The sequence below is a fragment of the Silvimonas soli genome, assembly GCF_030035605.1.
Taxonomy (GTDB): domain Bacteria; phylum Pseudomonadota; class Gammaproteobacteria; order Burkholderiales; family Chitinibacteraceae; genus Silvimonas; species Silvimonas soli.
On sequence record NZ_CP106736.1, the window covers coordinates 1,176,228 to 1,190,233 of the forward strand.

At 58.4% G+C, this 14,006-nt stretch carries 6 protein-coding genes; 4 read left to right on the forward strand and 2 right to left on the reverse strand.

All coding sequences use genetic code 11. The annotated features are described in order from the left end of the window. Positions 1–43: 43 nt before the first annotated feature. On the reverse strand, positions 44–6,973 hold the full coding sequence (locus tag N7220_RS05400) for a beta-1,3-glucanase family protein (RefSeq protein WP_283150441.1): 6,930 nt from the start codon (positions 6,971–6,973) through the stop codon (positions 44–46). 950 nt (positions 6,974–7,923) lie between these two features. Here N7220_RS05400 and N7220_RS05405 point away from each other — a divergent pair. The 4 genes from N7220_RS05405 to N7220_RS05420 all read left to right on the forward strand — a co-directional run bounded on the left by N7220_RS05405 (position 7,924) and on the right by N7220_RS05420 (position 12,490). Next, positions 7,924–9,312 (forward strand): beta-1,3-glucanase family protein, encoded by a 1,389-nt coding sequence (locus tag N7220_RS05405; RefSeq protein WP_283150442.1) that lies wholly within the window; start codon positions 7,924–7,926, stop codon positions 9,310–9,312. Between the two features lie 177 nt (positions 9,313–9,489). Continuing rightward, positions 9,490–10,803: a methyltransferase domain-containing protein gene (locus N7220_RS05410; RefSeq protein WP_283150443.1), complete on the forward strand. Its 1,314-nt coding sequence runs from the start codon at positions 9,490–9,492 to the stop codon at positions 10,801–10,803. A gap of 103 nt (positions 10,804–10,906) precedes the next feature. Then, positions 10,907–11,743, forward strand: a complete 837-nt coding sequence (locus N7220_RS05415; RefSeq protein WP_283150444.1) for a substrate-binding periplasmic protein — start codon at positions 10,907–10,909, stop codon at positions 11,741–11,743. 72 nt (positions 11,744–11,815) lie between these two features. Continuing rightward, complete coding sequence (locus N7220_RS05420) at positions 11,816–12,490, forward strand: SOS response-associated peptidase (protein ID WP_283150445.1); 675 nt, start codon at positions 11,816–11,818, stop codon at positions 12,488–12,490. 76 nt (positions 12,491–12,566) lie between these two features. Here the strand turns inward: N7220_RS05420 and rhlE1 are convergent, their stop codons facing one another. Further along, a complete protein-coding gene (rhlE1, locus tag N7220_RS05425) occupies positions 12,567–14,003 on the reverse strand; it encodes an RNA helicase RhlE1 (protein WP_283150446.1) in 1,437 nt (478 codons plus the stop codon). Between the last annotated feature and the right edge of the window lie 3 nt (positions 14,004–14,006).

Here is a 14,006-nt window from a genome sequence, read left to right on the forward strand (position 1 = left end):
CCAGATGGAAGGGGGTTTTCGTTGGCGAGTCAGCCAGAACCGGTTACCAGCTAATCCCCAGCGCCGCATGTTCTGGCGAAGGCGACATGATGGTCGAGCTCTGGTTAGACACATCGTCATAAGCAAAGCCGTACGCCAGGCCACCCACGCTGTGGGTATGCCAGAACTTGGCGTAGTAGTTGGCCGGTGCAGCTTGATACCACGCTGCGGGAGTGGCCCACTGCGTAACGTCTTGCATGATGTGACGATTGAACGCAGCGCAAATCTGGGCCTCCAGTGCAAGTTCGGTGCTGTTACCTGTCGCCAGCGTGCCCTTGCCTTCCAGAATGTCCTGGGTGGTGGGTTTGCTGACGTTGTAGGTACCGCCCACATACGCGCCATTGTTCAGGTTGACCTCGGTAAAGACCATGGTCGTACCCTGCACCTGCCCCACAAACCGGCGGCTGCCACCCCACATATCTACCGTGAGGGTGCTGGTGGTGTATTGGGTCCAGATCTGGTTCACGTAGGCATCAAAGTAGTGTTGATTAGCCTGGCCGACATCAAACGTGCTCTTGCCGGGCGCCATGATGCGGGGCAGCGCGGGCGGCGTGAGGTGGAACTCGGCCGGGGTTTCGTTCACGTACTCGTTGTAGATCGCGGCGACGGGTTCACCGGTGCCGGTCTGCATGTGGAAGGTCTGGTTAGCGCCCCATACATCGACCATCAGCGGGATGCCGAACTCATCCACTTGCGTGGTGTTGATCCACAATCCGGTGGTGTTGTAGGTGAACTCGTACCAGTCATAGTTGACGTCGATGTTGGGATCGCTGGTATTCAACGGGTTAGGCCCGGCGAAACCGACGTTGCCATTGGCATCAGTCAGGATGGGGATATACATCGGGCTGCCCAGCGACACAAATACCCGGCCCGAATCCATCTTCGGCAACTTCAGCAGCTTGCTTTGCGCCAACGTGAAGAAGTAGTTCGAATAGTTCTGGCCGTTCTTGGTCAGGTGGTTAGGTCCGGTGTTATCGGCCACTTGCGCCTGGGTGATGGTGCCATCGGGCTTGAGCCAGGAGAACTGGCCGGTTGCCGGATCACGCCCGATCACCGCGATATACACCTGGCTGTCGGTCCATGCCCCGTGGGTATTGTTTTGCAGATCAATCCCCACAAAACCTGGATAGACGGTGTACGCCGGTGCGCTGGCACCGACAGCACCGCCAACCGTTAACACCGCGTTGCTGGACGTCACCGACCCGCCCGCATTCTTCACCACGGCGTTGAAGGTGGCGCCATTATCGGCGGCAGTGGTTGCTGGCGTGGTGTAACTGGCTGCGGTTGCTCCCGTTATTGCAGTCCCGTTTTTGTTCCATTGATAGGTAAATGGCCCGGTGCCGCCAGCCGTCACGGCAAACTGCGCCGTGGCACCAACAGCCACCGTTTCGCTGGCCGGTTGCGCGCTAATGCTTGGCGCGCTGCCGCTTGCCGCTTGCGCGGTATAGACCTCGAACTCATACAGCGAGTAGCCATAACCCGTGCCACGTTGCGTGCCATACATGCGGATATAACGCCCGCTCACGGTCGGGAAGGAAATATCTTCCGTCCCGCCCACGCCGTTGTTCTGCGTGTAGGCCGTGGTCCAGTTCTGGGCATCACTGGACACCTGAATCTGGTACACCTTGCCGTAGGCGGCTTCCCAACGCAGGATGACGCGTCCGATGTTCTGGGCGGACCCCAGATCAATCTGCACCCAGGATGGATCGACCGCCAGCGAAGACCAACGAGTGGTCAGATCACCATCAGTCACGTAGGCCGGTAACGAGAACGCCGGGTTCTCATTGCCGCTGGCCGTGGCGGTTTTGCCCAATGCCAGGTTGGTACCAGTGCTACCCGTGCCGCCAGTACCGCCGCTTCCACCCGTGCCACCCGAACCAGCACCTACGGTCAGCGAGGCCGGATTGCTGGTCAGGCTGGTGCCATTGGCATCGGTAATGGTGACGCTAAACACCGCACCGTTATCGGCAGCCACCGTGGCTGGCGTGGTGTAGCTGGCGCCAGTCGCCCCGGCAATCGCCGAGCCGTTCTTTTGCCACTGGTATTTCAAGGTGCTACCTGCTGTCGCAACCACATTGAAGTTGGCGGTCTGACCAACAGTGACGCTCTGGTTAGCCGGTTGCGTGGTGATGGTTGGCGCTGTGGTCGAATAGATCTCGAATTCCCACAGTGAGTAGCCATATGCCGTCGCCCGCGCTGTGCCATACATGCGCACATAACGTGCGGTGGTGGCAGCAAAGTGGATATCTTCCACGCCACCCACACCCGCCGTTTGCGTATAGACCGCAGTCCAGTTCTGGTTATCGCTGGATACCTGAATCTGGTAGGCCGTGGCATACGCGGCTTCCCAACGCAGGATTACATGGTCAAACGCTTTGGCCGAGCCCAGATCAACCGCCAGCCAGCCCGGGTCAACAAAGGCCGAGGACCAGCGTGTGGTGGTGGTATCACCATCAAACGCCATCGATGCCGCATTGACGGTGGGGTTTTCATAGCCACTGGCCGTTGCCGCTTGATGCAGCGCCAAGTTCACCGTAGTGCCGCCACCACCATTGTTGCCGCCAGTCACGGTCAGCACGGCGGTATTGCTGGTCACGCTGCCGCCCTGGCTGTTGGTAATCAGCACCGAGAAGACAGCGCCGTTATCACCCGCCACCGTTGCTGGCGTGGTGTACGAACCGACGGTAGTCGATGCGATGGCCGTGCCGTTCTTCAACCACTGGTAACTCAAACCGGTGCCGCTGGCCGTGACGGTAAACGTCGCTGTCTGGCCCACTGCCACCGTCTGATTGACCGGTTGCGCGGTGATGGTCGGTGCTGCCGCAGACGAACCTGCCGTGCACAACGCCCAACCCGGGAAGTTATTGGCTACAGCTGGCGTGGCATTGCCCGAAGACGACACCCAGTATGCATATGTGTTGTCTTGCTCGTAGGCGGTCGAAGTCCAGGTATTCCACGGCGACGGGAAGGCGCATGAGGCCGCGTTATTGCCGCTGATGGCGAGTGCTTCGTCCTTGGTCGGCAAGCGCATGTTCTGGCTGGCGCAGTAACCGGCGGCGACTTGCTGGGTGAACTGCGCCCCTTGGGTCGTGTAGGTGTATTGCGCGCGCTTCCACAACAACTGCGTCAGATTGTCCTTCACTGTGGCGGTATCAACGACCGTGTAACGCTCGTTGGCATCACCGCAATTGGCCACGTTATAGACCTCGAACTCATACAGCGAATATCCGTACTGCGTGCCGCGCTGGGTGCCGTACATCCGCACATAACGGGCGCGTGCTGTCGGAAAGCTGAAGTCTTCATTGCCACCCGTGCCTGCAGTCTGGGTGTAAACGGTCGTCCAGTTGGCATTGTCGTTGGACACCTGAATCTGATAAGCCACGGCATAAGCGGCTTCCCAGCGCAGGATGATGCGGTTGAACGCCGTCACCGCGCCCAGATCGATTTCAATCCAGGATGGATCAACAAACGCCGAGCCCCACTTGGTGCTGGTACTGCCATCCACCACGTTGGAAGCCGGGTTACCTTGCTGGTTCTCGTAACTGCTGGCCGAGGCCGTTTTATTCAGCGCCAGATTCACGCCCGGTGGTGCCATTTTCAATGTGGCGACCGCGCTGGTAACGGTGCCGGCAATATTGTTCACCGTCACCGTGTAATTGCCAGCGTCACTGTTCTGTACCGCCGGAATAGTGAAGGTGGCCGAGTCTGTCCCGACATTGCTGCCGTCTTTCTGCCACTGATAATGGAACGGCGACGAGCCCGATACCACCACCGTGAAGCTGGCTGGCTGGCCTGGAATGGCCACAACGCTATTCGGTGGCGTAGTGATGTTTGGCACAGTGGCCGCGTTCACCGTCAGCCGTACCGCAACCGAAGTCACCGAACTTACCGGATTGGTGATCGTCACCGAATACAACTCGCCGTTGTTGGCAGTGCTGACCACCGGCGTGTCGTAACTGGTCCCGATGGCACCAGAGATCGCCGCGCCGTTTTTCAGCCACTGGTACTGCAGCGTGGGCGAACCGTTGGCCGCCACGGCAAAGTGCGCCGTCTGACCGGCATCGACTGTCTGCGCAGCCGGTTGGGTCTGGATAACCGGCGCAGCAGCGCTGACCACGGTGACCGCCGCAGCATTGGAAGTCACGCTGCCCAGGCTATTGGTGATTTTCACCGTAAAGCTGGCACCACTGTCGGCCTGGCTGGTCGCTGGCGAACTGTAACTGGCACCGACCGCACCGGAAATCGCCACCCCGTTTTTGTACCACTGGAACAGCAACGGTGCCGCGCCCGAAGCGGTGACCGAGAACAACGCAGGTTGCCCGGCCGTAACCGAAGTCGCCACCGGTTGCGCAATGATTGACGGTGCTTCTGCCGGTGGCGTGGTGTGGTTGATCGGCTGGACGGTATACGTCACCGAACCGCTGCGCAGCCCCGGCGCTGTCGCCGTGACCGTGACCGCACCAGCAGTGAACTGGGCACGCAGGGCAATTTTGGTCTGACCGCCCTCTACTTGCAGTTCATGATCGCCCGGCGCGTGATAGGTCAGCGGCTGGCCCGCTGTTACATACTGCTCAGACCCGCCTTGATATGTGGCCGGACCACTCACCGCAAAGGTGACGTTGTCGGCCGCAGTCGGCACCAGATTGCCCTGCGCATCGACCACCTGCGCAGTAATGAAGGCCGCATCCGAGCCATTGGCAGTGACCGCAAACGCCGTGCCATCCGGCTTGACCAGACCTGGCTCAACCGTCAGCAGGATATGGTCTTCCGCTCCGGCCGTGGTTTTGGTGTCGGTGGCTTGTACGGCTCCGTATTGATCCAGACATTCGGCGGTGACCGTCCCCGCTGCCCAAGTCACATTCCAGTGCACCTGAAATGGCATTTTGGTGGTGTTCTGGCTCAGATTGGCGCTGGAATCGGAGTTCCACGGATTCGGCGTTTGATCGGCGCCTTGCGGTTGGCCATTGATCAGCAAACGCACTGCCGGACAATTACTGAATGCGTTTACCTGGATATTGCCAGAGCGATTCCAGTGGTGCGCCAGCTTGACCACCGGCTTGAGCGAATACGGTGTCCACGCGGCTTCGTAAACGTAGTACAGCAGCTTGGGGAACCGGTTCATGTCGACCATGGAAGCACCCAGCGAACGTACGCCGGGGCCAGTCGTGCCTTCCACGTAGGTGCTGCTTTCGCCCGGAGAATCGGCGAAATACCACTGCGCCATGCCGAAGGCGTTCACCGCTACGCCTTTGCGCCAGTTATCCAGGAACGGCGCGGCAAAAGCCAGTTCGTAATCCCAAGCCTGACGCGCTGTACCGGCGCCCCAGTATTCAGAACCCCAGGCCGGTTTGCCCGGGTAGGTTTGCTTGGTCAACACCTCGCAACCTTCCATGGTGCAACCGAGAATATCGCCGTTGGCCGGATTGGGCGTGCGGTCAGATTGCGCGCGGGTGTTGATCGGGTCCCATACTTGCGACAGCGCTTTCAGGCTTTGCGCGAAGGTGGTGTCGGTGGCGCCGTTATCCGCTTCCCACGCCAGAATCGACGGGTGACTGCGGTCGCGGATAATCATGTCGCGATGCAGTTCGCTCTTGAGTGTTTGTTTGTCGCACGGTGGCGTGGTGCAGGCGTCGGCAAAACCGTTTTCACCATCGCCACTGGGCTGGATAATGAAAATACCGTAAGCGTCAGCGGCATCGACAAATTCCGGGCTGGAGGTGGAATGCCCTGGCCGCCACAAATTGCCACCGGCAGCGGCCATCAGTTTCAGATCGCGCCACTGTTGTTCTTCCGGTACCGAGGTGCCTAGCGCCGGATAGTCATAACGACTGGAACCGCCCCACAAGAACATGCGATGACCGTTGATGCTGGGCAGGTCTTTGTCCCAGGTGATGGTGCGAATCCCCAGCGGGCTTTGCACGGCATCGACCACCACGCCATTGATACTGACGGTGTGGAACACCTTGTACATATACGGTTTGCCGTAAATGCTATTGTTGGGATACCAGAGTGTCGGGTTGGTCACCGTCAGGGTCTGGTCAAACAACTGCGGATGCAAACCCGGCGACGCATTGGCGGGAATGATTTTCTGGTCTTGCGCCGTGGCCACCACATTGCCACTGGCATCGACAATCTGTGTAGTCAGCGTCACCGGTTGTGCCGACGTGCCCTCGTTCAGCACATTGGTCTGTACGTCAATGGTGGCCGAGGAGTCACTGGCGCTCACCGTTGCCACGTAGGTGCCCCAGGTGTTTTGCCCGGAATACACGTTGACCGGAATATGCACCTTGTCGGTGATGTACATGTACACCGGCCGGAACAGACCCGCATCGGACTGCCCAAAGCGGAAAGCCTGCGAGAATCCGGGCGATTCAAAAAAAGTATCGCCCTTCGCCACTTTCACTGCCAGCACGTTGTCCGAGCCGTCAAACTTCACGTACGGCGTCAGATCCACCACGAACGGAATAAACCCGACCACGTGTGTGGCTTGCGGGTTGATGGCGCTGGTGCCAGGAATAAACGTGCCGTTGATGTATACCTGCACGCCGGTGTGGGCACCTTCAAATTCCACCATCACCTTGCGGCTGGCGTAGGACGGATCAAGCGTGAAATGCTTGCGATACCAGTTTTTGGTGCCGTCCAGATCGCCCTCGCCGCCACCTGATTCAGTGTTGATAAAGGTATTGAGCTGATTGGCTGAGTACGGCACGCCGACCGACAGCCAGCCGGAGTCATCAAATCCCGGCTGCATGGCCGTGGCCGGGTCCTGATCCTTGATGTATTTCCATGGCGTTTCGCCAAGATTGATTTTGACGCGTTCAGAGGGCGCCAGCGATACCGCCTCAGCGGCAGGCGCCAGTAGCCCCGTGAACACCGAAATGGCGGTAAGACAGATGCATATCCGCCCCCACGCCCCGGTTCCGTAAAGTTTCATGAATGACCCCTTCGCATACTGCGGATAGCACGGCGACGGATTCGTCGAACGACTGGATCGCCGGCTGGGTTGATACAGGTTGCTTCAAAAAGACGCACAAACTGGTACGCGCCAACCGGTGTGGTCAGCGCATGACATAACAGCGCCCATGCCTGGATCAGGCAGCGGCGCTCGCAGCACAAAAGCCATGACGCACCCGCACGCTTGCAGCGGATGGCTGCAGGCGGGTTGCTGCGTATGACTGGCAGATTTGAAACAACCTTTTGTATCGTTTTATGGGCTCAGTGAGCTGGCCCTGTTTTTGCCACTGCCGCCTCGCTTCGGCCCTTCAGATCAGGCGCGGGAGGCGTTGCAGTGATTCAATTTCAGTTGCTTTACCAATGAAATTGATTTCATCTCGGAAATACTTTTTTATTTCTTCTAACAACCAACAACTCGCACAAGTACTCGTATTAACTGAAACAAGCGTCGGTCCATCTTAAAATCAATTAATGAAATCGATTTCAAAATAATGCGTATGTAAAACCAGATGACCCGTTCTTACCTGACGAAGCTCGTTTCCGGTAACCGCCCACTTTTTGTGCAATGCACAGGTACAAATGCAACAATTTGGTGATTCTAGGCCAGTAACTGGCAAAAACAAATTTGCCAACCCCCTGTTCGGATGATTTTTACTGACAAGAGGTAGGCCAATAAGCTTTCCAGTAATTATCAATGTACGTCAGAACCGTCTGATTTATCTGAAAACGGTTTCATAATAGGTAGTACACCTGAGATTCGCCGTCATGCCATCGCTAATGACAAAACGCCACTGCAGACATGTGGCCAGGCAGGCCCGATAAACGCGCCATGTAACCCGATATGGCAGTGCCATAATCCGCCCACCGCGCCAATACCCTTCCCTGTTTGTTTCTTCGCGTTATCCCGCGCACGCTCAAAGGCATAAGACCATGTTGAATTCAAAAGCAGTAAAACGTGCTGCGCCTTTAGCTGCGCTGGCTGTCGCAATTGCCTTGTTAACCGCTTGCGGCGGCGGCGGTGGTAGCGGCAATTCTTCTGCCGCAGCCAACCCTGCCGTGCCGGTTGGCAATGCCCCGCCACTGCCACTGACCACCACAGCAAACGGCCCGGCCATTACCACGCAGCCTGCCAATCAAACGGTATCGGTGGGGCAGCAGGGTTTCTTCTTTGTCACTGCGCCTGGCGCCACAGCGTTTCAGTGGTACAAAAACGGGACGGCGATCACCGGCGCGACCACGCCCAATTATTTTACTCCGGCCGCAGCCAGCACCGATGCGGGTGCCAGCTACGCTGTGGCGGTATCCAACGGCAGCGGCACCACTGCTTCGACGGGTGCCACACTTGCGTTGAACGCCAATGCCGATGGCTCGCCACCGGCCAGTTTCTGGGGCAACCCGGGCGCTTTGCCAGTAGCCACGCAGGCGATGACGGTTTCGTTTGTGAACCAGACCAATGGCAAAGTGCCGGATAGCCAGATTTTCTGGAAGATCTCCGGCACCTCGGCGGCAAATACGCCGGTGAGCGAGTTCCATTCGATTGCCGACAACCCTGTCTACGACATGCCGGGCATCAACTCCGCGCGCATGTATTTCTTTATTGCGCCCAACCAGGCCGCAGCCACCACCGGCGCCAGCAGTTATTACGATTTCATCGAATTCAATCTGGGCCGCAGCAACAGCAGCCAGCCGTGGAACTTCAACGGCGACACCACGCGGGTGGATGCCTTTGGGCTGAAGCTGGCGATCCGGCTACAGTGCGCAGATGGCACCGACGTGGCACGCGGCGAGGATTACGGGACCTTCCTGGAAGATCGCAGCGTGACATTCCAGAAATATCTGGCAGATGTCCCCACAGAGTTTCAAGCCACCGGCACACAATTTGCGCCGTACCGGATTGTGGAACCGGGTGCGGCCAACAACTTCGCCGCCACTGGCGCCAATGCGGCGTATTACAACGCGTATATCGATCAAGTCTGGGCAGCCAACGGGATTGACCCGAGCATCGTGCCCAAGCCAACGCCGTTTTTACGCTTTGCCGATGGCTCCCGCCCCGACCTGATCGCTGCGGTGGAACGGCACGTGGCTGAAAAACCTGGCACCTTCAAGGCCGACGGCACGCTGGTAAACCCGAAGTTCTGGAGCACCGTGCCGCAAAGCGCGTTCTACCCGGCAGCACCGGCCAATTACTACGCGCGGTTCTGGCATGAGCACGGCATCGGCGGCCTGGCCTACGGGTTTTCTTATGACGATGTGGGGAGTCATTCTTCCGACATTGGCTGCAACAACCCGACCCATTTGATTGTGGCGGTGGGCTGGTAATCACGCCGGTCGTGTGCGTTCAGCCCGATCCAACGCTGCTATCCCGGACAAGCCACTTACTCGCCCAACAGCCACTGGCTATCAGTTGGAACACGCGGCATGATGCGGCAACACACAGGTCCATTCAGCCAATCTGGATGAGTGGGCTCCACAACTTGGGCAAAAGGCAGCGCCGCAATGACCGAAGGGGCGAGTATCCAGACACTGTTGGCCAGCGCAATGCGCCAGCATATCGACGGCGACCTGGCTGGGGCGGAAATACTCTACCGCGACATTCTGGCCAGTACACCAGATCAAGCCCAGGCCAGGCATTACCTGGGCTTTTTGTTGCAGCAAACCGATCGCTTGCCCGAAGCATTTGCGCAACTCACGCAAGCCTTGGCGCTGGATGATACGCACGCCGAATGGCATTTCAACCTGGGCATTGTGCTGTCCCGGCAAGCACAGCCTGCCGCCGCCATTGAGGCATTTACCAACGCGATTGCGCTAGACCCGTATCAGTATTTTTACTGGACCAATCTGGGCACCGCGTTTGAAGCCGATCATGACGATGTGCGTGCCGAACAGTGTTACACCGGCGCCACGCGCATTAATCCAGATTGCCCGGACGCGTGGTATTTGCTGTCGGCCCTATGCCTGAAGCGGCAACGTTATGACGAAGCGCGACAGTTTAATTATCGCGGCGTGGTTGCGGCCCCGGAGCAAAGCAAATCGCGCATCCTGCTGAGCCAGGCATACCACGCGCTCGGGCGCACCGACGACGCGCTGGCCGTATTTGAAAACTGGCTACAAGCCGACCCGGGCAACGCTGAAGCCCTGCATTTACTGGCGGCTTATAAGGCGGAGGCGGCGCCGGAACAATGCAGTAGTGCTTATGTTGAAAGCACCTTCAACGGCTTTGCCCGCAGTTTTGACATTATCCTTGGCCGTCTGAAATATTGCGGTCCGCAACTGGTGCAGGATTACCTGGCCAGCCTGGCGCTACCGGCCGGGCAATTGGCTGCGCTTGATCTGGGTTGCGGCACCGGGTTGATTGGTGAAGTCATTCAGCCGTATACCCACAAGCTGATCGGCATCGACCTGAGCCAGGCCATGCTGGAGCAAGCCACTGCCAGGGCCTGTTATTCCCGACTACACAAAGCCGATATCGCCAGCTATCTGCAGGACTGCCACGAGCAGTTCGATCTCATATCCTGCATGGATACGTTTATCTATATTGGCCGCCTGGATAAGCTATTAACGCTGATTTATCGCCAACTCAAACCGGGCGGCAGACTGTTATTCAGCACAGAGAAATCGCCTGCCGCCGCCGAACAGGCCTGGCAATTGAATACCAGTGGCAGATATAGCCATCGCCATGATGATCTGTTGGCGTTGCTGACTCAAACCGGCTTTACCATTGAACATGTGGCCGAAGTGCAAATCAGGAACGAATCTGGTTATCCAATCACTGGCGAATTCATTAGCACTCAACGGCCAGCCAACGCCTGATCTCAGGCCAGAAACAAGCCCGGCTTGTTCAGTTGGGGCTCCGTCATTATGACGTTGGCTTGGCCGTGATATGCTGATTCATCATGCATAGATACCCCACTTCATGAACCAGCCACGGTGGCCACTTCACGTATCGACTCGTCATTGGCTGGCACGGGCAATGATCTGCCTGCTGCTGTCCGGCATTGCCGCCCACACCATTGCCGTCACCGAATTGCGCTGTGTTGGCACAGAATTTACCAGCCTGACGGAATCGACCCCGCAAGGCCCAAGAGGTCTGGCAATTACCTTGCTCAATGAATTGGGCGACAAAAGCGGTTTTCATTGCAATGTGGAATTGCTGCCCTGGAAAAGGGCGCAAGCCATGGTGGCGCACAACGAGGCCGATATTCTGATTGGCCCCTATCGCACGCGGGCGCGGTTGCTCGATATGTATTATCTGAGCCGCCCGTTTTATCTAGACCGTGCGCTGTTTTTCGCGTTGAAACAGACACCTCAACTCTGGAACGGCCAGTTATCCGCGTTGAAAGGGCAATCGATTGCCATCGTGCGGGGCTGGTCGCTGGGAGATCATTTCGACGCTTTTCGGGCCATGTTGAGTCTGGTCGAAGTGGATTCAACCGACCAGGCCTTGCGCCTGCTGCTCACCGGCCGCATCAGCCTGTTGGCAGGCAATGAACGCAACTTCGCCCCTCTGATAAGCAGACCGCCTTATGCCAGCGCTGTCATACCACTCGATCCGCCGATCCAGTTCTCTGCCGGTTACTTCGCCATGTCCGGTAAATGGCGCGGCACAGCGCTCGCCAGCCAGTTTGACCGCGCCATGAACGACGCCATCAACAGTGGCCGAGTCCGTGAATTGAGCCTTGCCAACGGACTGGACTTCCCCGGTCCCAAGTTTGATTGGGCGGCTTATGTGGAACACGAACTGGGTAATTGATTGGCCGTTGCCATTGCGGGCGGGGTCTGTTTAACTTTGGCATCGCTGGTCATTGCAGAAACCGGACACGCCATGTGCGTTAACTACACTCCCCCGCAGCCCAAACAACTGGTCGAGTATTTCGAAGCCGACAACGCCATTGAGCACGACTGGCCGCAAGAGGCGTGGCAGGACTATCAAGCGCCGATCCTGGTCGCCGTTGAACAACAGCGCCGTGTGCTGGTGGGTAATTACGGCATGATCCCCAGGCGCCGCATGCCCGATGGCGTGCGTTACAGCACCATGAATGCGCGGGCGGAAACGCTGGGTGAAACACGCAGTTATCGCCAGCCGTGGCTGCGCGGGCAATTGTGCCTGGTGCCGATGACTGGCTTCTTTGAACCGTGTTATGAATCCGGTAAAGCCGAGCGTTGGCAGATTGGCATGGCCAGCGACGAGCCATTTGCGGTGGCCGGTTTGCTGCGGGCGTGGCGTGAACCCGATGAAGGCGTGAGTTATTCGTTCACCCAGATCACCATCAACGCCGACGCGCATCCACTGATGCGGCGCATGCATAAGCCTGGCGACGAGAAACGCTCGCTGGTGATCGTGCCCGAGCGTGAGTACGACGCCTGGTTGCAGTGCAAAGACCCGGAGCTGGCGCGCAGTTTTCTGACGCTCTACCCCACCGAAGCAATGATTGCCAAGCCGATGCCCTTGCCCGGGCGGCCCAAGTCGGCTGCGGCGCAGAATCAGCCATTGTTTTAGAGCAACAGTGAATCTGCCCGGCGGCTAACGTTTCCTGGCTGGGCAGCGCAGTTGGGTAGCACCACCCAGACACCCGTTACGGCTGACGGGAGCGTTTGCCTGCTGGCTTGGGTCCACTGGGACGGTTGCTCGCAGGCCGATTGTCAGCCGGTTTCGCCCCGACTGGCTTCCCGGTAGCGGGCTTTGCGCCCGCCGGTTGGGCAACGCCAGGTTTAGCCGGTGGCCGTGGCTTTTTGCGCAAGACGTTCCCCGCTGGCGCAGCAGCATTCCCCGGCTTGCCACCAACCGCTGGCTTAGCTTGCCCTGGCACCTTCGGCTTTTTGGGTTTCTTCGGTTTTTTCAGTATCTGGCCCGAAGCATCCGTCTGTGGCACCCGATGTTCGGGCTCGAAACCGGGTTCTTCCACCCGTTGCAAAGTCTGCCGGGTCAGCGCTTCTATCGCCGCGAGGATTTGCACTTCGTCCGCGCACACCAGCGACACTGCTTCGCCAGTCGCCCCGGCGCGGCCTGTGCGGCCAATCCGGTGCACGTAGTCTTGCGCCACGATGGGCAGATCAACATTCACCACCAGCGGCAAATCATCAATATCCAGCCCGCGTGCGGCAACATCGGTGGCGACCAGCATGTTCACTTCACCCGCTTTGAAGCGATCCAGCGCACGCAGACGGGCGGGCTGCGGTTTATCACCATGGATTGAATCCACGCTGAAACCCATACCGCTGAGCGTATCCACTAACTGATCGACACCTTTGCGCGTTTTGACGAACACGAGCGCCTGCTTCCAGCGCTTCTTTTGCAGCAAGTGGGTAAACAATTCGGTTTTGCGTTTCTTGTCGACCGGCACCACCCACTGCTTGATCTTTTGCACGGTGGAGTTCGCCGGGCTCACCGACACGCTGACCGGGTCGTGCAGGATGCCACTGGCCATCTGGCGGATTTCGTCTGAAAACGTGGCCGAGAACAACAATGTCTGCCGCCGCTGTGGCAACGCGCGAAACACACTATCAAGCTCGCGGGCAAAGCCCAGATCCAGCATGCGGTCGGCCTCATCCAGCACCAGCGTTTGCACCTGATTCAGCTTGACCGCGTTATGGCCAAACAAATCAAGCAAACGCCCCGGCGTGGCAACCAATACATCCACGCCTTTGCGCAGCGCCATCATTTGCGGATTGATGCTCACGCCGCCATAAGCCACCAGCGTACGCAGCCGCAGGTGAGCGCCGTAATCCTTGAAACTCTGGTGCACTTGTTCGGCGAGTTCCCGCGTGGGTACCAGCACCAGCACCCGCACAGAATTACTGGCAACCGGCGTGGTTTCCTGGGCCAGGCGCTGCAACAGCGGCAAAGCAAAACCAGCGGTTTTACCAGTGCCAGTCTGCGCGGCGGCCATCAGGTCGCGCCCTGCCAGCACAGCGGGAATAGCCTGCGCCTGCACTGGCGTAGGAGTTTGATACTTGAGGGTTTCCAGCGCGCGCAGGAGCGGGTCGATCAAACCCAGGGCAGCAAACGACATCGG

Excerpts from the sequence above, each read along its gene's own strand:
- N7220_RS05400 (WP_283150441.1), bottom strand. The coding sequence starts at position 6,973 with ATGAAACTTTACGGAACCGGGGCGTGGGGGCGGATATGCATCTGTCTT.
- N7220_RS05405 (WP_283150442.1), top strand. The coding sequence starts at position 7,924 with ATGTTGAATTCAAAAGCAGTAAAACGTGCTGCGCCTTTAGCTGCGCTG.
- N7220_RS05410 (WP_283150443.1), top strand. The coding sequence starts at position 9,490 with ATGACCGAAGGGGCGAGTATCCAGACACTGTTGGCCAGCGCAATGCGC.
- N7220_RS05415 (WP_283150444.1), top strand. The coding sequence starts at position 10,907 with ATGAACCAGCCACGGTGGCCACTTCACGTATCGACTCGTCATTGGCTG.
- N7220_RS05420 (WP_283150445.1), top strand. The coding sequence starts at position 11,816 with ATGTGCGTTAACTACACTCCCCCGCAGCCCAAACAACTGGTCGAGTAT.
- rhlE1 (WP_283150446.1), bottom strand. The coding sequence starts at position 14,003 with ATGTCGTTTGCTGCCCTGGGTTTGATCGACCCGCTCCTGCGCGCGCTG.